The 21138-nt window shown below is 70.9% G+C and carries 21 protein-coding genes; 12 read left to right on the top strand and 9 right to left on the bottom strand.

The window, feature by feature from the left end:
• Positions 1-2: 2 nt before the first annotated feature.
• On the bottom strand, positions 3-1628 hold the full coding sequence (locus tag M4V62_RS03300; RefSeq protein ID WP_249592678.1) for a VWA domain-containing protein: 1626 nt from the start codon (positions 1626-1628) through the stop codon (positions 3-5).
• Positions 1629-1660: 32 nt separating this feature from the next.
• Positions 1661-2860 (bottom strand): AAA family ATPase, encoded by a 1200-nt coding sequence (locus tag M4V62_RS03295; RefSeq protein ID WP_249585680.1) that lies wholly within the window; start codon positions 2858-2860, stop codon positions 1661-1663.
• Between the two features lie 373 nt (positions 2861-3233).
• Here M4V62_RS03295 and M4V62_RS03290 point away from each other — a divergent pair, with 373 nt between their 5' ends.
• The 4 genes from M4V62_RS03290 (at position 3234) to M4V62_RS03275 (ending at position 7503) form a co-directional block, all read left to right on the top strand.
• The gene (locus M4V62_RS03290; protein WP_249585679.1) at positions 3234-5645 is read left to right on the top strand and encodes a phosphoketolase family protein; all 2412 of its coding nucleotides are present in this window, start codon (positions 3234-3236) and stop codon (positions 5643-5645) included.
• Between the two features lie 219 nt (positions 5646-5864).
• Positions 5865-6254 (top strand): GVDTG sorting domain-containing protein, encoded by a 390-nt coding sequence (locus M4V62_RS03285; protein ID WP_249585678.1) that lies wholly within the window; start codon positions 5865-5867, stop codon positions 6252-6254.
• Between the two features lie 82 nt (positions 6255-6336).
• Positions 6337-7035: a M15 family metallopeptidase gene (locus M4V62_RS03280; RefSeq protein ID WP_249592677.1), complete on the top strand. Its 699-nt coding sequence runs from the start codon at positions 6337-6339 to the stop codon at positions 7033-7035.
• A gap of 45 nt (positions 7036-7080) precedes the next feature.
• The gene (locus M4V62_RS03275) at positions 7081-7503 is read left to right on the top strand and encodes a hypothetical protein (protein ID WP_249585677.1); all 423 of its coding nucleotides are present in this window, start codon (positions 7081-7083) and stop codon (positions 7501-7503) included.
• Positions 7504-7511: 8 nt separating this feature from the next.
• On the opposite strand, the gene M4V62_RS03270 is transcribed toward M4V62_RS03275, so the two are convergent.
• On the bottom strand, positions 7512-7874 hold the full coding sequence (locus M4V62_RS03270; protein WP_249585676.1) for a DoxX family protein: 363 nt from the start codon (positions 7872-7874) through the stop codon (positions 7512-7514).
• Positions 7875-7910: 36 nt separating this feature from the next.
• On the bottom strand, positions 7911-8405 hold the full coding sequence (locus tag M4V62_RS03265) for a cupin domain-containing protein (RefSeq protein ID WP_249585675.1): 495 nt from the start codon (positions 8403-8405) through the stop codon (positions 7911-7913).
• 80 nt (positions 8406-8485) lie between these two features.
• Here M4V62_RS03265 and M4V62_RS03260 point away from each other — a divergent pair, with 80 nt between their 5' ends.
• Both M4V62_RS03260 and M4V62_RS03255 read left to right on the top strand, forming a co-directional pair.
• Positions 8486-9337 (top strand): LysR family transcriptional regulator, encoded by an 852-nt coding sequence (locus M4V62_RS03260; RefSeq protein WP_249585674.1) that lies wholly within the window; start codon positions 8486-8488, stop codon positions 9335-9337.
• 82 nt (positions 9338-9419) lie between these two features.
• Positions 9420-10037: a TOPRIM nucleotidyl transferase/hydrolase domain-containing protein gene (locus M4V62_RS03255; RefSeq protein WP_249585673.1), complete on the top strand. Its 618-nt coding sequence runs from the start codon at positions 9420-9422 to the stop codon at positions 10035-10037.
• A gap of 25 nt (positions 10038-10062) precedes the next feature.
• On the opposite strand, the gene M4V62_RS03250 is transcribed toward M4V62_RS03255, so the two are convergent.
• The 4 genes from M4V62_RS03250 to M4V62_RS03235 form a co-directional block, all read right to left on the bottom strand.
• The gene (locus M4V62_RS03250; RefSeq protein ID WP_249585672.1) at positions 10063-10305 is read right to left on the bottom strand and encodes a DUF6411 family protein; all 243 of its coding nucleotides are present in this window, start codon (positions 10303-10305) and stop codon (positions 10063-10065) included.
• Positions 10306-10416: 111 nt separating this feature from the next.
• A complete protein-coding gene (gene murJ, locus M4V62_RS03245) occupies positions 10417-12120 on the bottom strand; it encodes a murein biosynthesis integral membrane protein MurJ (RefSeq protein WP_249585671.1) in 1704 nt (567 codons plus the stop codon).
• 47 nt (positions 12121-12167) lie between these two features.
• Positions 12168-12791, bottom strand: a complete 624-nt coding sequence (locus M4V62_RS03240; RefSeq protein WP_249585670.1) for a hypothetical protein — start codon at positions 12789-12791, stop codon at positions 12168-12170.
• A 124-nt stretch (positions 12792-12915) separates the two neighbouring features.
• On the bottom strand, positions 12916-13968 hold the full coding sequence (locus tag M4V62_RS03235; protein WP_249592676.1) for a methyltransferase: 1053 nt from the start codon (positions 13966-13968) through the stop codon (positions 12916-12918).
• 315 nt (positions 13969-14283) lie between these two features.
• Here M4V62_RS03235 and M4V62_RS03230 point away from each other — a divergent pair, with 315 nt between their 5' ends.
• From M4V62_RS03230 to M4V62_RS03215, 5 genes are all read left to right on the top strand, one after another.
• Entirely contained in the window at positions 14284-15276 is a 993-nt protein-coding gene (locus M4V62_RS03230; RefSeq protein ID WP_249585669.1) for a GlxA family transcriptional regulator, read from the top strand.
• Positions 15277-15396: 120 nt separating this feature from the next.
• A complete protein-coding gene (locus M4V62_RS03225; protein ID WP_249585668.1) occupies positions 15397-16026 on the top strand; it encodes a cysteine hydrolase family protein in 630 nt (209 codons plus the stop codon).
• A gap of 127 nt (positions 16027-16153) precedes the next feature.
• A complete protein-coding gene (locus M4V62_RS43830) occupies positions 16154-16231 on the top strand; it encodes a 50S ribosomal protein bL37 (protein WP_370443954.1) in 78 nt (25 codons plus the stop codon).
• Between the two features lie 132 nt (positions 16232-16363).
• Positions 16364-16795 (top strand): VOC family protein, encoded by a 432-nt coding sequence (locus tag M4V62_RS03220; protein WP_249585667.1) that lies wholly within the window; start codon positions 16364-16366, stop codon positions 16793-16795.
• Between the two features lie 91 nt (positions 16796-16886).
• A complete protein-coding gene (locus M4V62_RS03215) occupies positions 16887-19283 on the top strand; it encodes an ATP-binding cassette domain-containing protein (protein WP_249585666.1) in 2397 nt (798 codons plus the stop codon).
• 375 nt (positions 19284-19658) lie between these two features.
• Here M4V62_RS03215 and M4V62_RS03210 read toward each other — a convergent pair whose 3' ends face one another.
• Complete coding sequence (locus M4V62_RS03210) at positions 19659-19949, bottom strand: hypothetical protein (protein WP_249585665.1); 291 nt, start codon at positions 19947-19949, stop codon at positions 19659-19661.
• Positions 19950-20269: 320 nt separating this feature from the next.
• Here M4V62_RS03210 and M4V62_RS03205 point away from each other — a divergent pair, with 320 nt between their 5' ends.
• Entirely contained in the window at positions 20270-21025 is a 756-nt protein-coding gene (locus M4V62_RS03205; protein WP_249585664.1) for a DUF4232 domain-containing protein, read from the top strand.
• Positions 21026-21138 lie beyond the last annotated feature (113 nt).

Below are 21138 nucleotides of genomic sequence, written 5' to 3'. Positions count from 1 at the left end.
AGTCAGATCACGCGGAACAGGTCGGCCGCGGCATGGACGTCGGTGAGGTCCTCGACGGACCTGAGGTTGTCGCACAGGACCTCGAGGACCGAGCCGCTCCCGGCGGCGTCCGGGGCGCCGATGGCCACGCCGAAGACACGGAAGCCCAGCAGGTGCTTGGCGTCGTTCCAGCCGCGCATCCACTCCTCGGCGACATCGCATTCGTCGTCGGTGAGCATCACGATGTCGCCGCGCGTGCGGGCGGCGTCGTCGAACTCCTCCTTCAGGAGCTCGGCGGCCGCCGTCAACGGCCGCTGGTAACTGGTGCCGCCGCCGAGGAACGTCTCCGCGAAGTCGAGCACCTGGGCGATGCCAGCATCCTGACCGGCCGGGAAGCGGAAGACCTGGAGCTTGTCCGCGGCGGCGAACAGGATGCCCACGAAGTCGCGCTCGGCCTGGCGGGCCTGATCCAGGAGCGCCAGGGCGCACGCCTTGGCCCACGCCTCCCGGGTGACTCCGCCGGGCCCTGCCACGTACATGGAGTGCGAGGTGTCCACGCACGCGATGACGGCCCCCTTGCCGGTGCTCTGCTCTCCCTGGGTGTCGTAGAGCATCAGCTCCCCGGCGGCGTAGCGCGCGGCGAACACCGCGCGCAGCTCCGGCAGACCGAGGTTGGCCAGCTCGGAGGGGATGACGCGGGAGAGGTCGTCGCCGAGGGTGACGCCGACCAGCTCCCCGGTGGTGTTCTCGACCTTGCGGGCGCGCTCGCCGCCGGCCATCTGCCGGAAGCGGCCGATCAGTTCGGCCCACTGGGCGAGACGGCCGGTCCGCAGCCGCTCGGCGAGCCGGGCGCGCTGGTCGAACGGCATCCGCTCGAGCTCTCCGGGGCCCACGCCCCACGCCCGCATCAGCGCGGCCTCCTCCCGCACGGCCTTGGCGGCCTTTGCGGCCGCGTTGCGCGCGCCGGTGCCGATACCGGGGGCCGCCGCCGTGAGGGCCTGCGCGGCGCCCATGGCGGCCTGTCGCGCGGCGGCCTCCGCTCGTTCGGCCGCTTCGACCGCCTCGTGGACGGTATCGGCGGCCGGGGCGGCCACGGTGCCGTCCTCGGCCCCGGCGGCGGCCTGCTGGAGCGCCTCGCTCACGGCGCTCGCCGCGCGTACGGCGTCCTGCTGGGCCTGCGTCGCCCGCTCGGCCTGTTCCTGGGCGTCCCGGGAGCGCTCCAGGAGCCGGCGCAGCGCTGCGGCCTGGGCGAGCACGGCCATCGCGGCGGCGTAGGGGTCGCCGGCCGTCTCCCGGTGCAGCTCGGCGAAGTCCGGTGACTCCAGCAGCGAGGCGATGACCTGGTGGTTGACCAGTCGGCTCGTGGCCATCTCCGCCCGCTCGCGCAACCGTGGCCCGACCTGGTAGGCGGCCAGGAACGCGTCGGTCAGGAGGTCGGTGGTGTCGGTGGTGGCGCCGTGATGCTCGTTCAGCTCCGCGGCAAGCTCGCGCAGTCCGGCCGACTGCTCGAAGGTGTCGCGCCAGGCGATCTGTTCGAACCGGTCCCCGACCACGGCCGCGGTGTGGCCCCCAGGAGCGGCGTCGGACAGGCCGAGCCACTTTCCTGCCCGGCCCGCCAACGCGTCGAGTCTGCTCGGCGTCCCGCCCATCGTCCCACCCATCGTCCCGATCCCCCCGGTGGTCAGAGCTGGGCCTGCACCATGCTCGCGTCCATGCCGAGGGCCTCGGTGAGAACGCGGGCACGGACGGCGCGCTGGCGGCCGGTGACACGGTCGATGGCGGCGGTGGAACGGCCGGCGCCCGCCGCCTCCTCACGCAGCTTCTCCAGGCGCTTGCCCGCCATGGCGAGCTTGTTGTGGGCCTTCTTGATGACCCAGTCGCTCAGCGCCTCGCGGGACTGCCCGGCCATGGCGTCGAGCTGCGCCTCCAGCTCCTCGATGGTGTCGGCCAGGTCGAGCGCCTCCTTGGCGTCGGGGTTGACCAGTTGCAGCACCTCCCGCTCGACGGCCGGGCGCTCGGCGGGGGAGTCCCACAGCACATGGGTCAGCACCGCCAGGTCGGTCACGGCGACGGCCGGGCGGTCGTCGAGGTACGCGGACGCCTGGAGCAGGGCCACCGCCTGCCGCCAGCGGCGGTCGGACGCGACGAGTTCCTTGCGGCGAAGCGCGGCCCGCAGCGTGCACACCGCGTCCACGATCACTTCGGGGACGTCCACGGCGGGGACGGCTTCGGTCACGGCGTGCTGCAGCGCGGACAGCTCGACGGTGGTCCGTGGCGGTGCCACGGGGCGGCCGACGGCGGAGCGGACCAGGGCGGCGAAGTTCGAGGGGTCCGTCAGGTATCCGACCTCGATCCGCACGAGGAGCCGGTCGTAGATCGCGGCCGTGTCCTCGCCGCTGGGCAGTTCGTTGCTCGCCGTGATGGCCCCGATCAGCGGGCAGCGGATCGGCTCGCCGCCGCTCTCGGGGTGGTAGATCCGCTCGTTGAGGTAGCCGAGCGTCTCGTTCAGGGCCGCCGTGGAGCACTTGAAGATCTCGTCGATGAACGCGACGTGCGCGGTCGTGGCACGGCCCTCGAAGACCTGGCGGTACTCGCCACGGGCCAGGGCCGCGACATCGACGGGACCGAACATCCTCGTCGGCGCGGTGAACTTCGACAGGAGTATCTCCCAGTAGGACGCCCCCTCGATCCTGCTTGTGAGCTCCCTGGCCATCTCGGACTTCGCCGTCCCGGGCGGGCCGAGTACCAACGAGTGCTGTCCGGCGAGGAGCGTCACCAGGAGCGTCCGCACCACGTCGGCCCGTTCGTAGAAGCGGTCCGACAGCTCGTCGCTGATCGCCCGCAGCCTCTTGGCCGTCGCCTGCGCTTCCTGTGCCCCCACGTTCGGCTCCTCGCCTGTGACGCCCTGCCCGGCTGACGAGACGGCGCCCGGCTCTTCGGGGGAACAGCCAACGGCCAGTGGCTGTCGGCCAACGGCTCAGCGCCTTCGCCCGAGCAAGATAACTCGGCGACGGGGAAGCCCCGATGGCGCGGGCCATGCGTCCGGCCGACTCCGGGAGGCGGGTGGTCCGGCGCGCGATTACGTTGAGCGTGACCGGTCACTCATCCGGTGGCGCCCTGCGGCCTTCGTCCCGTCTCACAGGGCTCACAGGGCTCACAGGGCTCATGGGGCTCATGGGGCGGGAGGGCGCGAGCCGCCGAGCCGGTCCACCGCTGTGGTGTCCGGCCTGCCGTACCTCTGACAAGGAGCAGCCATGGGCGATCCCGCGGTGAACCCCTCCTCACCCGCGAAACCTCCCTCCGATGCCGAACTGCAGGCGATCACGCGGTACTGGAGGGCGGCCAATTACCTCTCGGTGGGGCAGATCTATCTGATGGACAACGCCCTGCTGCGGCGCCCCCTGGCGGCCGAGGACATCAAGCCGCGACTCCTCGGCCACTTCGGGACCTCGCCCGGTCTGAACCTGGTCCACGTGCACCTCAACCGGGCCATCAAGGCGCGGGAGCTGCCGACCGTCTGCATCTGGGGCCCCGGGCACGGCGGGCCCGCGGTGCTCGCCAACTCCTGGCTGGACGGCACGTACACCGAGACCTATCCCGACGTCACCCGCGACGGGGAGGGCATGGCGAGGCTGTTCCGCCAGTTCTCGTTCCCCGGCGGAGTGCCCAGCCATGTCGCGCCCGAGACTCCGGGATCCATCCACGAGGGCGGCGAGCTCGGCTACTCCCTCTCGCACGCCTACGGCGCCGCGTTCGACAACCCGGACCTGCTGTCGGTGTGCGTCATCGGCGACGGGGAGTCCGAGACCGGACCGCTCGCCGCCTCCTGGCACTCGAACACCTTCCTGGACCCGGTGCACGACGGTGCGGTGCTGCCCATCCTGCACCTGAACGGCTACAAGATCGCCAACCCGACGATCCCGGCCCGGCTGCCCGAGGCCCAGCTGGACGACCTGATGCGCGGATACGGATACGAGCCCGTGCACGTCACCGGCGACGACCCCATGACGGTCCACCGGGACTTCGCGGTCGCCCTGGACCGCTGCCTTGACCGCATCGCCGCGATACAGCGCACGGCCAGGGCGGACTCGGACGCCGAGCGCCCCAAGGACACCCCCGCACCCCGCTGGCCCATGATCGTGCTCCGTACCCCCAAGGGCTGGACCGGCCCCAAGACGGTGGACGGCAAGCCGGTGGAGGGCACCTGGCGCGCGCATCAGGTGCCGCTCGCCAACGTCCGGGAGAGCGCCGAGCACCGCCACCAGCTGGAGGAATGGCTGCGCTCCTACCGGCCGGAGGAGCTGTTCGACGCCGAGGGACGCCCGGCCCCCGGGCTCGTCGACATCGCCCCGCGGGGCACGCTGCGCCTCGGTGCCAACCCGCACGCCAACGGCGGGCTGCTCCTGCACTCGCTGCCGCTGAAGCCACTGGAGGAGTTCGCGGTCGAGGTGGACAAGCCCGGCGCCACCCTGAACGAGCCGACACGGGTCCTCGGCGGCTACCTGCGGCAGGTCATGGCCGACACCGCCGAACGGCGCGACTTCCGGCTCGTCGGCCCGGACGAGACGGCGTCCAACCGGCTCGACGCGGTCTACGGGGCGTCCGGAAAGGCCTGGCAGGAGGAGATCCACGACGTGGACGAGAACCTCTCCCGGCACGGACGCGTGATGGAGATCCTCTCCGAGCACACCTGCCAGGGGTGGCTGGAGGGCTATCTCCTGACGGGGCGCCACGGTCTCTTCTCCTGCTACGAGGCGTTCGTGCACATCGTCGACTCGATGGTCAACCAGCACATCAAGTGGCTGCGCACGACCCGCGAGTTGCCCTGGCGGGCGCCGATCGCCTCGCTGAACTACCTGCTGACCTCCCATGTGTGGCGGCAGGACCACAACGGCTTCTCGCACCAGGACCCCGGGTTCATCGGACACGTACTCAACAAGAGCCCCGAGGCGGTACGCGTCTACCTGCCGCCGGACGCCAACACGCTGCTGTCCACCGCCGAGCACTGCCTCGCCTCACGCGACTACGTCAATGTGATCGTCGCCGGCAAACAGCCCGGCTTCGACTGGCTGGGCCTGGACGAGGCACGGGCGCACTGCGCGCGGGGCGCCGGGGTGTGGACCTGGGCCGGCAGCGAGACCACCGAGCGCGAGCCGGACGTGGTGCTCGCCTGCGCCGGGGACGTGCCCACCCTGGAGGTCCTTGCGGCGGCGAGCCTGCTGCGCGGCCACCTGCCGGACCTTGCGGTGCGCGTGGTCAATGTCGTGGACATCGCGCGCCTGATGCCGGAGGGCGAGCATCCGCACGGCATGCCGGACGCCGAGTTCGACGCGCTGTTCACCCGTGACAAGCCGGTGATCTTCGGGTTCCACGGCTACCCCTGGCTGGTGCACCGCCTCGCGTACCGGCGCGCGGTCCATCCGCACCTGCATGTGCGCGGATACAAGGAGCGCGGCACGACCACCACGCCCTTCGACATGGTGGTCGCCAACGACCTGGACCGCTTCCGCCTGGTGATGGACGTCATCGACCGCGTGCCGGGCCTGAGCGTCCGCGCGGTCCAGGTGCGCCAGCAGATGGAGGACATGCGGCTGCGCCACCACGCCTACGTGCGTGAGCACGGCGTCGACCTGCCGGAAGTGCGGGACTGGTCCTGGCAGGGCTGATCACCCGCAGAGGCCGAGAGCGAGGTCGAGAGCCGGGGCCGGTGGTTTTCCCGGCCAGACGAGTGGGCCCGTGTGGGCCGAGCGAGGGACGCGCGGCGTGTTGCCGGTAGGGACGCGCCGTGGGGCGGGAGGGCTGTTGGTAGGGGCGCGGTCGACGCCGGCAGAACGTTCCGGGGCACGAGAGCTTCGGGGGGCCGTGTCCGTACTGGAGGTAGATCCATGCGTTCCATCCGAGTCCTGACCGGTCTGGCCGTCGCGGGCGCCGCGCTGGCGGTCACCGCCCCCAACGCACAGGCCGTGTCGCCGAGTTGCCAGAAGGCTCTGGACGACGCGGAGATCACGCAGAAGAACGCCGACACGGTGAAGGCCGACCCGTCCGCCACTCCGGAGGAGAAGAAGGCCGCAGAGGAAGAGGCGAACATGGCCGCGTCCACGGCGCAGCGGTTCTGCGACTCCACGGACCCGGCCGTCAGGGGCGGCGTGCACGCCGGTTCGGGTGGCTCCCAGGGCAGCAGCAACCCGGTCGAGCTGGCGGCCGGGGCCGCGGTGCTCGCCGTCGGCGCGGGCGCGGTGTACTTGCACCGCCGCAAGACCGGCGGACAGAGCTGACCTCCCGCCTCCCTCAACAGCCGACCGCAGTGGCCTCCGCCGGAATGGCACCGCACGCATTTAGGGTCAAAACGTGCACATCATGTCTCGCGTCATCCCCGTGGTCATGGCCCTGGCGCTCGTCGTCGGCGTGCCCGTCGATGCGGGTGCGGACGCGCGCATCCCTGATGACCCGGTCTCCCGCACCGCTTCCGCGCCCCGCACCACTTCCGCGCCCCGCCTCGATGCGCGGGTCACCGCCGTGCCGAAGGCCAAGATCGGCTCCACCTACCACCGCGGGTGCCCCGTCCCGCCGCGGCGGCTCCGGCTCATCCGCATGAACCACTGGGGCTTCGACGGCCGCGTCCATCCCGGTGAACTGATCGTCCATCAGCGTTCGGTGAAGCCGCTGCTGTATGTCTTCCGGAAGGCCTTCGCGGCGAAGTTCCCGATTCGCCGGATGCGGGTGACGGCCGAGTTCGGCGGCAGCGACGCGGCGGCGATGGCGGCCGACAACACCTCCGCCTTCAACTGTCGCCGGGTGACCGGGAACCCGGGCCGGATGTCGCAGCACTCGTACGGCAACGCGATCGACATCAACACGGTCGAGAACCCGTACGTCGATGCCAATGGCCGTGTCCATCCGGAGTCGGCGGCGAAGTACCTGCGACGCGACCGCATGGTCAAGGGCATGATCCGCCCCGGCGACGTCGTGTGGACCGCCATGCGGAGGATCGGCTGGAAATGGGGCGGCCGCTGGGCGAACCCCGACTACCAGCACTTCTCGGCCAACGGGCGGTAGCGCGGGCCCGTACTCTTCACTGGTTGCTCAGGGGAGGGAATGTTCATGGGGCGCGGCAGGGTCAGGGGTACGGCAGGCAGGCGAGGAGCCGCGCGAGCGGCGACGGCTTTCGTCGTGGTCGGTCTGATGGGCGGTTGCTCGTCGCGCGACTCCGCGCAGGACGAGGAGTGGCGACACAACTACTGCTCCGCGCTCGGTACTTGGCAGGACACCAGGAACGCGTCGGCAGCCGACGGCAGCGGTGTCGACGCGGATGACGGACAGAGCGCCCAGCCGTCCGAGCCCGGTATCGCCGGGTATACGGTCATCGCCGCCGCGAAGCGGCTGGACCGGGAGGGGCTCGACCGCGGTGGCAGCCACATCCTTGACGACACCGCACGGGCGATCAGCGGCGACATGACCGCTGAGGGGCAAGCCGTTGCGTACTGCGACGACTCCGGCTTCGAGACCCTGATGAACGCGGGCTAGAGCTGTCGTCAGATCCATGCCGTCGCGAGCCAGGCGGTCACGGACGCGGTGAGCAGGAGCGTGATGTTGAGGGCGATCCGGCGGTCCCCGCGGCTCAGGTGGACCCTGGTCGCGCCGATCTGCAGGATCACGAACCCGATGGCCGCGGCCAGCGCGAGCCAGGGGGCGATGCTGGTCAGTGGCGGGAGGATCAGGCCGGTCGCGCCGAGTACTTCGGCGAGGCCGATGGCCCTGACGGCGGGCATCGGGGTGCTGTCCACCCAGGCCATCATGGGGCGGAGTTGCTCGTGGCTCCGGGCCAGCTTCATCCCGCCCGCGTAGAGGTAGAACAGGCAGAGCAGGCCGGCGACGATCCCATAGGCGATGTTCATGATTCCGTCCACGGTCGGGGTGCGGGGGCGCGGGCCTCAGGCGAAGTCGGTGGCGGGTTCGGTGGCGTAACGGCTCATCACCTGGGCGGTCGCCTCAGGGGTCAAGGCCTGGCCGCGGGCGATCATGGCGTGCAGGTCACGGAAGTACTGGACGTACAGGTCCGGTGTGAACGTGCTGACCATGACGGCCGGTTGACCGGTCGTGTTGGCGAAGGTGTGCGGCGCGCCGGGCGGGACCATCACGAGCGTGCCCGCGGTCGCGTCGTAGTCCTGCTCGCCGACCGTGAACCGCACCGTGCCGGAGACGACGTAGAAGCCCTCGTCGTGCTGGGCGTGACGGTGCTGCGGCGGTCCGGGCGTGTGCGGCGCGAGGACCGATTCGGCGAGCCCGATGCGGTGCCCGGTGTTGCTGCCGTCCTCGAGTACGCGCAGTCGCGTGGTGCCGAGGACGATCGTCTCGCCCTCGCCAGGACCGACCACCGACACGGCGGGGACGGCGAGCGGCTCGGTGTTTCTCGGTTCGTCGGGCATGCCCCGATTCCACCGCCAGGGCACCGCGACCGTCCAAGACCTGTTCCGCCACCCCGATACCGAACGGGTATCGTCGCAGCATGGAGCTACGCGCGCTGCGCTATTTCGTGGCGGTCGCCGAGGAACTCCACTTCGGCCGGGCCGCCGCCCGGCTGCACATGAGCCAGCCGCCGCTGAGCCGGGCCATCAAGCAGTTGGAGACCGAGGTCGGCGCCGCGCTGTTCGACCGGTCGTCCGCCGGGGTCACGCTCACCGCGGTGGGTGCCGTGCTGCTCGACGAGGCGCGCTCCCTGCTCGACCAGGCCGACCGGGTACGCGTACGCGTGGCCGCCGCGGCCGGTGCCGCGAGCATCACCGTCGGCATCCTGGGGGACAGCACCGATCCGGGCGCGGCGCGGCTGGCCGGCGCCTACCGCCGGCGCCACCCGCAGATCGAGGTGCGCGTCCGCGAGACCGACCTGACCGATCCGACGTGCGGGCTGCATGCCGGCCTCGTCGATGTCGCCCTGACCCGGGGGCCGTTCGACGAGACCGGCCTGACGGTCCACGAGCTGCGCGCCGACCCGGTGGGTGCGCTGCTGCGCGCCGACGATCCGCTGGCCCGGCACGCAAGCCTGAAGATCGCGGACCTGGTCGATCGCCGCTGGTTCGTCTTCCCGGAGGGCACCGATCCCCTCTGGCAGTCGTACTGGAACGGCGGAGAGCCTCGCGAGGGCCCGGTGGTGCGCGCCGTCGCGGAGTGCCGGCAAGCCGTTGTCTGGAACGGCACCGTCGGCATGACGCTCCTGGACCACGAGCCGGGGGACGGGCTCACCGTGGTGCCGTTGGTCGACATGCCCGCGAGCCGCGTGCTGGTGGCATGGAACGAGCGCGACACCAACCCACTGCTCCGGTCGTTCGTCCGGATCGCGATCGCCGCCTACCGAGGCTGAGCGCGCCGGGCATGCCGGGCGCGCCGACCGTGACCGCTGAATATGCCGTGCCATGCCGAGGGTGAAGGTGCAGACTCCCTCCATGGCAGACATGCGGGCGTTCCGGGACGCGGTCAGTGGCTGGGCGGCCGGCGGACCCGGCGGCCCTGCGCACGATCTGGCCGAGCGAGTGGGCGTGCGGACGGCCGTGCTGCTGGAAGGGCCGAGTGACCGCGAGGCAGTTGAGGCGCTGGCCGCACGGCGTGGCCGGGACCTGGCAGCCGAGGGGGTGTGCGTCGTGTCGATGGGCGGGGCGATGAGCATCGGCCGCTACGCCGAGATCCTCGGGCCGCCCGGCCTCGACCTGCGTCTTGCAGGACTGTGCGACGTGGCCGAACAGCGCTTCTACGACCGGGGTCTGGAGCGGGCAGGGGCGCCGGGCGGGGACTTCTTCGTGTGCGTGTCGGACCTGGAGGACGAACTCATCCGCGCGCTGGGCACGGCGAGGGTCGAGGATGCCATCCGGGCCGAGGGCGACCTGCGGGCCTGGCAGACCTTCATGCGCCAGCCCGCCCAGCACGGCAGGCCCCGGCAGCAGCAGTTGCGGCGCTTCCTCGGCACGAAGAAGGGCCGCAAGATCCGCTACGGCCGCCTCCTCGTCGAGGCCCTCGACCCCGATCTGACACCGGCCCCGCTGGATGACCTGCTCACGAGCCTGTGAGGGCCTGGCTTCAGCAGGCAGGCGCTCAGAAGGGCATGCGGCCCCGCGTGCGCCGACCGGCCGAGCCGCTGCGGCCCACGGCCTTGGAGCTGCTGCGGAAAGGCTTGCTGAAGATCCGGCCGAGGATGCCGGGGGCCTTGCCGCCGGCGCGCGAACCGGCCCCCAGAGTGCGTTGGGTGCCGCGTTCGGGGTGCCGTGAGAGGCGGGGCACGAAGAAGGCGAGGACGGCCAGTACGACGCAGACAGCGACGATGCCGACAATGACCATGAGGTGCTCCCTGGGTCGAGGCGTGTCAGCCGGGTGCCCTGTCGAGAGAGGTGTATGCGTGAGCCAGCCCGGCCGTGTCGGCGGGCCGCCTGAGCGCTCGCCTCGCCGGACTCAGCGCATGCCGGGCAGGCGTCGCAGCTCGCTGACCTTCAGCAGCCGTGCGAGGACGAGATATCCGAGGGCCGTCGTGAGCACCCCGGCGGAGAGCGCGGCCGCGGTGGGCCACGTTCCGCTTCCCAGGCCGGCGCATGCGCGCGTCGCGGCCCAGCCCAGGCCCGCGGCGGGACCCGCGGCGCACAGCAGCTTCGTATAGGTTCGGCGCAGGCTGCCGTCGTCGATGCGGGCTCCGAGTCTCCTGCGCAGCAGGTGCGCGGTGAGCGCGAGGCCGGCCAGATAGGACAGCGTGTAGGCCCCGGCCATGCCGACGACCGCCCAGCGGGCGGGCAGCAGCACGTGGCAGGCCGTGGCCAGGGCGATGTTCACGCCCGCGATCCAGGCCGCCACGAAGAAGGGAGTACGCGTGTCCTGCTGTGCGTAGAAGCCGCGCAGCAGGAGGTACTGGGCCGAGAACGGGATGAGGCCGAGTCCGAAGGCCTGCAGCATGTAGCCCAGAGGGCGGGCCGATGCCGCGTCCGCCGCTCCGTGGGCGAACAGGAGCGACGCGATCTGCGGCCCCTGGGCGAGGAAGAGGAAGGCGGCAGGCACGATGATCACGCCGCTGATCCGCAGCGCCCGGGACAGATCCGCGCGCAGGTCCTGCAGACGCCCTTCCGCGACGGCCCGGCTCATGCGCGGCAGCAGAGCCGTCACCAGGGACACGGTCACGATCGACTGTGGCAGCAGCCAGATGGTCTGCGCGTAGGTGTAGGCCGAGTAGCCCGCGCCGGCCTGCGGCAGCTCCTGGTCGGCGGCGTTGGCGTAATTCGTGACCACGGTCAGGGCGACCTGGTTGGCCAGGACGAACAGGAGCGTCCACTTCGCCGCGTGGACGCTCGTGCCAAGGCCGGTGCCGCGCCAGTCGAACCGCGGCCGGAACCGGAATCCCGCCGCCCGCGCGTACGGGACAAGCGCCAGGGCCTGTAGGGCGATGCCCGCCGTCGTGCCGAGACCGAGCAGCCGCACCTGGGCCGTGGTGATGTCCTCGACCTGGTCGGGGACCGTCATCAGCGTCAGGTAGGCGGCGAACATGCCGACCAGCACGACGTTGTTCAGGACCGGCGTCCACATCATCGCGCCGAACTTCTCGCGGGCGTTGAGGACTTGTCCGTAGATGCTGAACAGGCCGTAGAAGAAGATCTGCGGAAGCAGGAACCTGGCGAACGTCACCGTCAGCTCGAACGCCTCGTGACGTTCCGGGGTGTCGCGCATGTACAGGCCCACGATCTGCGGGGCAGCCCAGACCGCCAACGCCGTCCCCACGCCAAGGACACACACCACGAGCGTGACCAGACGCTGTTCGTAGGCGCGCCCGCCATCGGGCTGCGTCGCCCTGGCGCGCACCAGCTGCGGCACCAGGACGGCGTTGAGCGCACCACCGATCAACAGCGTGTACAGGCTTGTCGGCACCGTGTTCGCCGTGTTGTACGTGCTGGCCAGCAAGCCCGTGCCCAGCGCGGCGGCCTGCAGCACCTGCCGGATGAGACCCGTCGCCCGCGACACCACCGTGCCGACGGCCATCAGCAACGACGAACGGACAAGGCCGCCCTGATTCTTCTCCCGGCCGCCCTGCTTCTTCTCCCGCCGGACGGCATGCCGCCCCCGTGCCCGCTGCTCCTGCGGCCTCGACCGCACCGCAGGCTTCGCCCCCTCCACCATGGGGTCAACCTACGCCGTCAAGATCGGCGCGCGACCCGCAGGTCGCCTCACCCGGTGATGGATCCGGTGAACTCCGGGAAGTCCAGGTCGAAGTCCTCGCTGTTGCGCTGCACCGTGACGACGACCTTCTTGCCGTACTTCGTCTCCAGGGCGTTGTCGTTGGTCTTCGTCGCGGAGACCCCGGGGGCCAGGCGGCCCTCGAGCGGCTCGGACCCCTTCTCGAACACGGTCGCCCCGGCCTCGCCGCCCTTCGTGGCGCCCTCGACGATGACGGACAGGTCGTCGAGGGCGACCGCGGACTTGCCGGAGTTCGTCAGCTTCAACCGCACGCGGAAGTCGGTGTTGCCGGGCTCGGCGGACTCCATCAGCTCGGCGTCGTAGTCCGTGAACACCTTCGCATCGGCGACGGACACCTTCAGGCCGTCCGGCCAGGTGTAGGACTCGCCGAACTTCAGGCCCGTCGCCTTCCCCGCGGTTCCGTCCCCGTCGGCGCCGGCGCCGGCACCTTCGTCGGAGCAGTGCTCCATCCAGTCGGCCTGACTGATGTCCTCGTCCGAGCAGTCGACCTTCTTCGCCGTCGAGGCCTTCGAACCCTCCGACGACTTCGCATCGGCTGTGCCGCTGTCGCCGCCATCGCTGCCGCCGCACGCGGTGAGAGCGGCCAGAAGCATGGCGGCAGCAGCCGCGGTAGCGCGAACGCGCATATGTCCCCCCAAGGTTGAGCCAGGCGGAACACGCTAGGTCACATGCGGTTGAATCATGCAGGATGTGATCAAGTCGTGACGCGCCTCGCCCTCACGCCGCTGTCGCCTCGATCAGGCAGAACGGTTCCGCCTGTTCCAGCGGGGTCACCGAGGTGAGGGCAAGGCCTGCCCTGCGGCACACCTCTTCGAAGTCGGCCCGCGTCCGCTCCCTGCCGCCCACGTTCACCATCATGTTGAGGTCGGTGAGGTAGGTGAGTCCGGCGGTTTCGGCGTCGACGACCTCGGGCAGAACGGGCTCCACGATCAGTACGCGGCCCGCCGGTGGCAGCGCCTCGCGGCAGTGGGTCAGGATCGTGACCGCCTGCTCGTCCGACCAGTCGTGCACGATGCTCTTGAGCAGGTAGACGTCGGCGCCGCCCGGCACGGACTGGAAGAAGTCTCCGGCCGCCAGGGAGCATCGTGCCGTGAGCCCCTGCCGCTCCAGCGTCGTCGGAGCCTGGGCCAGGCCCTCCTCGGTGTCGTGGACGACGCCCGTCAGGGCCGGGTGTTCGCGGAGCACGGCGCTCAGCAAGGTGCCGTCACCGCCCCCGACATCGGTCACCGTGGTGAAGCGGCCGAAGTCGAAGGCGTGCGGCAGGACTGCGGCCGTCGCCCTGGAGGCCTGGCTCATGGCCGCGTTGAACTCCGCGGACAGGTCGGGGAATTCCTTGAGGTGGCTGAAGAAGTCCTTCCCGAAGATCGTGTCGAACGCGACGTCACCGGTGCGCACGCTGTCGTCCAGGTGTTCCCAGGCGCGCAGCATCGTCGGCTCCGTGAACATCCGGACCAGTGAGGTGAGCGAGCCGGGCCGCTCGGGGTCCAGGGTGGCGCCCGCGGGCGTCAACGAGAAGGAGCCCGCGGTGTGTTCGCGCAGCAGGCCCAGGCTCGCCAGGGCGCGCAGCAGCCTGGTCATGGGCTGTGTACGTGCCCCGGCATCGGCGGCCACCTCTGCCGCCGACCGCTCCTTGTCGCCGATCAGCTCCATCACCCTCAGCCGGACGGCGGCGCGAACGGTCTGCGCGGCCAGGCTTCCGAACACCAGTTGTGCGACCAGGTCACGGACGTCTTCGGTGTCGTTCGTCGTCGTGGTGTCGTCGTTCGTCATCGTCGCTTCCCCTCGGTTTGCCGGGCGGTGGTCGAGGCGAGTGGTGTCGCCCTGGCCCGTGCCCTCGACTGTGCCGACTCCGGAAGCGGTTGTCTTGGACGAATGTTCCCGCCCCGGTGGAGCCGCTCGGCCCTGGCCGCCCGAGCCCGAGCCCGCGCCCTCGGCCGAGCCCGCGCCCTCGGCCGAGCCCGCGCCCTCGGCCGAGCCCGCGCCCTCGGCCGAGCCCGCGCCCTCGGCCGAGTCGTCCCGGCCCATGTCCGGATGTGACAGGGAATCGTCATTGCGGCCATCGGTGGCGGCGGTGAGGATGGGTCCATGCCCACTCCGCACCGTGTCGTCATCGCGGTCTTCCCCGATGTCGACCTCCTCGACGTCACCGGTCCCGCCGAGGTCTTCGGCCTGGCCAACCGGGAGACCGCGGGCCGCGCCGGCTACCAGGTACGCCTTGCCGGGCCGGCCGCCGGTGAGGTCCGTACGTCGGCGGGAGTGCGGCTGGTGGCCGACATGGGCTTCGACGAGGTGCGCGGGCGGGTGGACACCCTGCTGGTGCCCGGCGCGGTCGACATGACCGACGAAGGACCCCTCGCCCGTATCGACACGGACGTCGTGGAGTGGGTCAGGGCGACCGCCCCGCAGGCCCGCCGAGTGGCGTCGGTCTGCGTGGGTGCGCACGTCCTGGCCGCGGCCGGACTCCTCGACGGGAAGACGGCGACCACCCACTGGTCGACCGCCGCCCAGCTCGCCGCCGAGCACCCGGCCGTCACGGTCGACCCGGACCCCATCTTCGTACGCACCGACCGAGGCCGGCTGTGGACAGGGGCCGGGATCAGTGCCTGCCTGGATCTCGCCCTGGCGCTCGTGGCCGAGGACCAGGGCGAGGACGTGGCCCTGTCGGTGGCCCGGCACCTGGTGATGTACCTCAAACGCCAGGGCGGTCAGAGCCAGTTCTCCGTGCCGCTCAGCCGCCCCGCGTCCGCCCGCCGCGACATCGACGCACTGCGGCTGTGGATCGCCGATCACCTGGACGCGGACCTGTCGGCGGCGGCACTGGCGGCCCGGATGTGCCTGAGCGAGCGGCACTTCGCCCGGGTGTTCAAACAGGAGACCGGCACCAGCCCGGCCGACTACGTCGAAGCCGCCCGCGTCGAGGTGGCGCGCCGTCTCCTTGAGACCACCGACAGCCCTCTCGACCGGGTCGCGGCAGCGGCCGGGCTCGGTTCGGTGGAGACGCTGCACCGGGCGTTCAACCGGCAGCTCTCCACCACCCCGGCCGCCTACCGCCGCCGCTTCCGCATCCAGACCACCTGACCCTCTTCACCCTCTTCACCCAGCACCACTCCTTGGGCATGCAGGCGCGCCCGAGCCCTGCGGCTCCGCCCTGCCTCATGCCGTGATCCGTCATGCACCGCACCACACGAAAGGCACCCCATGAGCACGCACACGCATCAGCCCTCCACGACCCTGCGCGACGTGATCGGCCTGGACGACCAGCCGCCCCGGCTGAGCGAATCCGCCCTGATCATGATCGACTTCCAGAACACCTACCGCACCGGCGTCATGGCCCTCGACGGCGCCGAGACGGCGCTCGCGGCGGGTGCCCGCCTCCTGGAGCGCGCCCGCGCCGCGGGCACCCCGGTCGTCCACATCCTCAACGACGGCGGCGAGAACACCCCCTACGACATCCGCGCCCACATCGGGGCCATCAGCGACGAGGTCGCCCCGGTGGAAGGTGAGGCGGTCGTGGTGAAGCAGTTCCCCAACTCCTTCCACGCCACCGATCTCGAGAAGACGCTGAGTGACCTGGGCATCGCCCCGGGCAGCGGCAAGGACCTGGTCCTCGCCGGTTTCATGACGCACATGTGCGTCAACTACACCGCCCAGGGAGCCTTCAACCTCGGCTACCGCCCCACCGTGATCGCGGAGGCCACCGCCACCCGCGCCCTCGCCGCCCCGGACGGCACCGTCCTGCCCGCCGCCGCGCTCCAGACCGCCGCCCTGACCACCATCACCGACCTGTTCGGCACGGTCGTCCCCACCGTCGACGCGCTCCCCGCCTGAGCCGCTCCCTGAGCGAGGTGTCCTTGGTGACGTAGGCCACGTCATGACGAAGCTTCGTCGTGGGTAGGGGCGGCATGATCGCCTGGGCTCGAGCCCGGGAAGCAACACGGGAACCACGGAGGTATCCATGTCCTCGAAGCGACGTCGCAAGAAGAAGGCCCGCCGCAAGAACGGCGCGAACCACGGCAGCCGCCCCCAGTCCTGACGGCGGGCGCGGCGATCGGGGGCGGCACCATGTGGTGCCGCCCCCGAGGCGTTTCCCGGGGAATCCTGGCGCAGTCCGACCGATCAGGAATCGAGAAGCGCCGCCCCCTGAGCCGGCTCTAGCGTGATGGCCATGGACGTCACCCTGCACGCGAGCTTCCTCCCGCACGACGACCCGGACGCGTCCCTGGCCTTCTACCGCGACACGCTCGGCTTCGAGGTCCGCGACGACGTCGGTTACGACGGACTGCGCTGGATCACCGTCGGGCCCGCCGATCAGCCCGGCACATCCCTCGTCCTGCAGCCGCCGGCCACCGACCCCGGCATCACCGAAGCCGAGCGCCGCACCATCGCCGAGATGATGGCCAAGGGCACCTACGCGGGCATCATTCTCGCCACCGCAGACCTCGACGGCACCTTCGCGCGGCTTCAGGCCGAGGGCGCCGAGATCGTCCAGCATCCGACCGAGCAGCCGTACGGGGTGCGCGACTGCGCCGTACGTGATCCCGCGGGCAACCTGCTCCGAATCCAGGAACGCGTTGCCGCAATCACGCCGACGAAGTAGAACCTGACGTACAGCTCGACACCGACCAGATCGAGCCAGGCGACACGGCGGAGACCGCGCAGGCGGCTCCGCCCGAACAGATGGAGAGACCATGAGCCCCGCCAAGAGAAAGAACACGCAGTCGCCTGCGCTCCACGCCGCCGACAGCCACGACCTGATCCGTGTGCACGGCGCCCGCGTGAACAATCTCAAGGACGTCAGCATCGAGATCCCCAAGCGGCGCCTGACGGTGTTCACCGGCGTCTCCGGCTCGGGCAAGAGCTCGCTCGTCTTCAGCACGATCGCCGCGGAGTCCCAGCGGATGATCAACGAAACCTACAGCGCCTTCCTCCAGGGCTTCATGCCGACGCTGGCGCGCCCCGAAGTCGACGTACTCGACGGGCTCACGACCGCGATCATCGTCGACCAGCAGCGGATGGGCGCCGACCCCCGCTCCACGGTCGGCACCGCCACCGACGCCAACGCGATGCTGCGCATCCTCTTCAGCAGGCTCGGCAAGCCGCACATCGGCCCGCCCAGCGCGTACTCCTTCAACACCGCATCGGTCCGGGCGAGCGGCGGGATCACCGTCGAACGCGGTGCCGCCAAGACCAAGACCGTGAAGGCGACCTTCAACCGCACCGGCGGCATGTGCACGCGCTGCGAGGGCCGCGGCTCGGTCTCCGACATCGACCTCACCCAGCTCTACGACGACTCCAAGTCGCTCTCCGAAGGCGCGTTCACCATCCCCGGCTGGAAGTCGGACAGCCAGTGGACCGTGCAGGTCTATGCCCAGTCCGGCCTCGTCGACCCGGACAAGCCGATCCGCAAGTACACCAAGAAGGAACTGCGGGACTTCCTTTACGGCGAGCCGATGAAGGTCAAGGTCAACGGCGTCAACCTCACCTACGAAGGCCTGATCCCCAAGATCCAGAAGTCGTTCCTGTCCAAGGACAAGGAGGCGATGCAGCCGCACATCCGCGCCTTCGTGGAGCGGGCGGTCACCTTCACCACCTGCCCCGAGTGCGACGGCACCCGGCTCACCGAAGGGGCCCGGTCCTCGAAGATCAAGCGGATCAGCATCGCCGACGCCTGCGCGATGGAGATCCGCGACCTCGCCGAGTGGGTGCGCGGCCTCAAGGACGCGTCGGTGGCGCCGCTGCTCACCGCGCTCCAGCAGACCCTCGACTCGTTCGTGGAGATCGGCCTCGGCTACCTCTCGCTCGACCGTCCCGCGGGCACGCTGTCCGGCGGCGAGGCGCAACGCGCCAAGATGATCCGCCATCTGGGCTCCTCGCTCACCGACGTCACGTACGTCTTCGACGAGCCCACCATCGGCCTGCACCCCCACGACATCGAGCGGATGAACAACCTGCTCCTGAGGCTGCGGGACAAGGGCAACACGGTCCTCGTCGTCGAGCACAAGCCCGAGGCCATCGCGATCGCCGACCACGTCGTCGACCTCGGCCCCGGCGCCGGTACGGGCGGCGGCTCCGTCTGTTTCGAGGGCACCGTCGACGGGCTGCGGGCCAGCGACACCGTCACAGGGCGCCACCTCGACGACCGGGCCACGCTCAAGGAGTCGGTGCGCGAGGCCACCGGCACCTTGGAGATCCGCGGCGCCACCCGCCACAACCTCCAGGACGTCGACGTCGACGTCCCGCTGGGCGTGCTGTGTGTCGTCACCGGCGTCGCGGGCTCCGGCAAGAGCTCGCTGATCCATGGCTCCGTCCCCGCCTCGGCGGGTGTGGTCTCCGTCGACCAGGCGCCGATCAAGGGTTCGCGGCGCAGCAACCCGGCGACGTACACCGGCCTTCTCGACCCGATCCGCAAGGCGTTCGCCAAGGCCAACGACGTGAAGCCGGCGCTGTTCAGCGCCAACTCCGAGGGCGCCTGCCCCAACTGCAACGGCGCCGGCGTCATCTACACCGACCTGGGAATGATGGCCGGGGTCGAATCGACCTGTGAGGACTGCGAGGGGAAGCGGTTCCAGCCCGCGGTCCTCGAGTACACCTTCGGCGGCCGTGACATCAGCGAGGTGCTCGCGATGTCGGTGACCGAGGCCGAGCAGTTCTTCGGCTCCGGCGAGGCGCACACGCCGGCCGCGCACAAGATCCTCGACCGGCTCGCCGACGTCGGGCTCGGCTACATCAGCCTCGGCCAGCCGCTCACCACGCTGTCCGGCGGCGAGCGGCAGCGGCTCAAGCTGGCCACGCACATGGCGGACAAGGGCGGCGTCTACATCCTCGACGAGCCGACCACCGGCCTGCACCTCGCCGACGTCGAGCAGCTGCTCGGCCTGCTTGACCGGCTCGTCGAGTCCGGCAAGTCGGTCATCGTCATCGAGCACCACCAGGCGGTCATGGCACACGCGGACTGGATCATCGACCTCGGCCCCGGCGCGGGACACGACGGCGGCAAGATCGTCTTCGAGGGCACCCCCGCCGACCTCGTCGCCGACCGCTCCACGCTCACCGGCGAGCACCTCTCGGCGTACGTGGGTTCCTGAGCCGGGAGTTGTTCACCAGGGCCTCTCGGAATCGTTCGGTACGAGGGCGGCGTTGCCCGGAGCGGAAAGGATCGTTGGACCCGGCATGAGCGATGCGGGGAGTGGAGTTCCTTCGCCGCGGCCGCCCCGTGCCGGGACAAGGGCCGGTGGCGGGGAGGCTCCTTCGCGATCCCCCATCTACGACGCGCTGGTGGCCGAGTGGCGTGCCAAGGACCGGGAAGTGCCGCGGACCCCCGCCCCGCGCTCGCGCTGGGAGCGCGTCGATCCGCAGGACCTGTTCCACAGAGGCTGACCGGCCGGGCCCGGCGCGGTAGAGGCTGACCGGCCGTGCCCCGCCGCGGGGTGGGTGGGTGCTCGGTGAGTGTGCGCGTCGTGTCACGTGAGCGGGGTCGCGGGATGGGCGTGGGTGCTGAGCCACCGGCAGATCGCGAGGGCGACCGTGTCATCGAGTGTGCTCAGCGCGTCGATGGCCTTGGTGTCGTCGGGGTGGGGAGGGATCCCGGCCGTGGTGAGCGTGGCGTGCAGGCTCAGGCGGTGCCGGTCACGGGGCGTCAGAACGGTCGGCGCCGCCATGTCCAGACGCTGCGTCGGGTCGGGCGGGGGCAGCAGGAAGTCGGCCTCCGCGTCCCAGTTGACGGTCGGCAGGATGGTGGCGGGTGAAGTCATGGCGGCTTCCTCACGACGGGTGGCGATGCCTGTGTCGGACAGGAAGCGGATGGGCGTCCATCCGGTTGCACCGGGTCCGCCAAGACACCCGAACGCGGTAATCGCCGAGTGCCGAGCCGCTTTTTCAGCCGCATATCAACTGCCCGCGGAGGGTGTTGAACAGTGGGCGGCGGCGGCCGCGAGCGGCCTGAGCCGGGGAGCGTCAGCGAGGCGTCAGCCGGACGTGAGCGGGACGTCGGCGCGGGAACCGAAGCTGTGAGCAGACCAGTTGACGGCCCAGCGCGTCGACCACAGCACCGCACCACACGGGGAGCCCCCACATGCGTACCTCCATCCGCCGCCCTGCCGTACTCGCCGCGGCCGCCTTCGCCGCGCTCAGCCTGACGCTCACCGCCTGCGGCGGCGACGGCGGCGTGCAGGACGAGGGAGCCGCCTCGCCCTCGACGTCCGTCGGAACCGGAACGGACGGCGACTCCGGCAAGGACGCGGCTGCCGACGGCGGGGCCGCGAAGGGCGGCGCGGCCGGGGACACCGAAGGTTCGGACGCCTCGGACTCCGCCGGTGCTGACGCCTCGGATACCACCGGTTCCGATGCCTCGGACTCCGCCGCGCGGACCGGCGCCAAGAAGAAGCCCGGCGTCAAGGCCGTGGCCTGTGCCGCCGACGACGTGGAGATCTCCGCGGTCAAGCAGGACGGCGTGCCCACCACGCACATCACGCTGACCGCCACGAACGTCTCGGGACACGCCTGCACGCTGCTGCGGCACCCGCTGATCGCGTTCGGCGACATCCAGACCGCCAAGGACGTTCCGGCCGTCGCCAAGAGCAGGCCGGGCACTCCCGTCGTGCTGGACGCGGGCGCCCCGGCCTACGCGGCCGTGCGGATCAACAACGGTGGTGCCGACGAGAAGAACCGCGCTGTCACCTCGTTCAACGTGAACCTCTTCGCCGCCGACGGGCCCGCCGAGGGAACCAAGGCCGTCACCGCGCCCCACGGCGGCATCGCGGTCGACGACGCGGTCGCGAAGACCGGCTACTGGACGCCCGAACTGCGCAACGGCGCCGACGAGTTCTGAGCCGCCGTTCCCAGGAACCGGCCGACGCGCAGGTGCGGCCAGGACTCAGGTCGGGGCCGCACCGCGCGATGGCTCCTACCAGCGGAGTACACACAACTTTTCGGCATGGCACG

Origin of the sequence: Streptomyces durmitorensis (genome assembly GCF_023498005.1) — a bacterium.
Lineage (GTDB): Bacteria > Actinomycetota > Actinomycetes > Streptomycetales > Streptomycetaceae > Streptomyces > Streptomyces durmitorensis.
The sequence above is the reverse complement of the archived record's forward strand: the minus strand, read 5'-3'. Positions and strand labels throughout refer to the sequence as shown.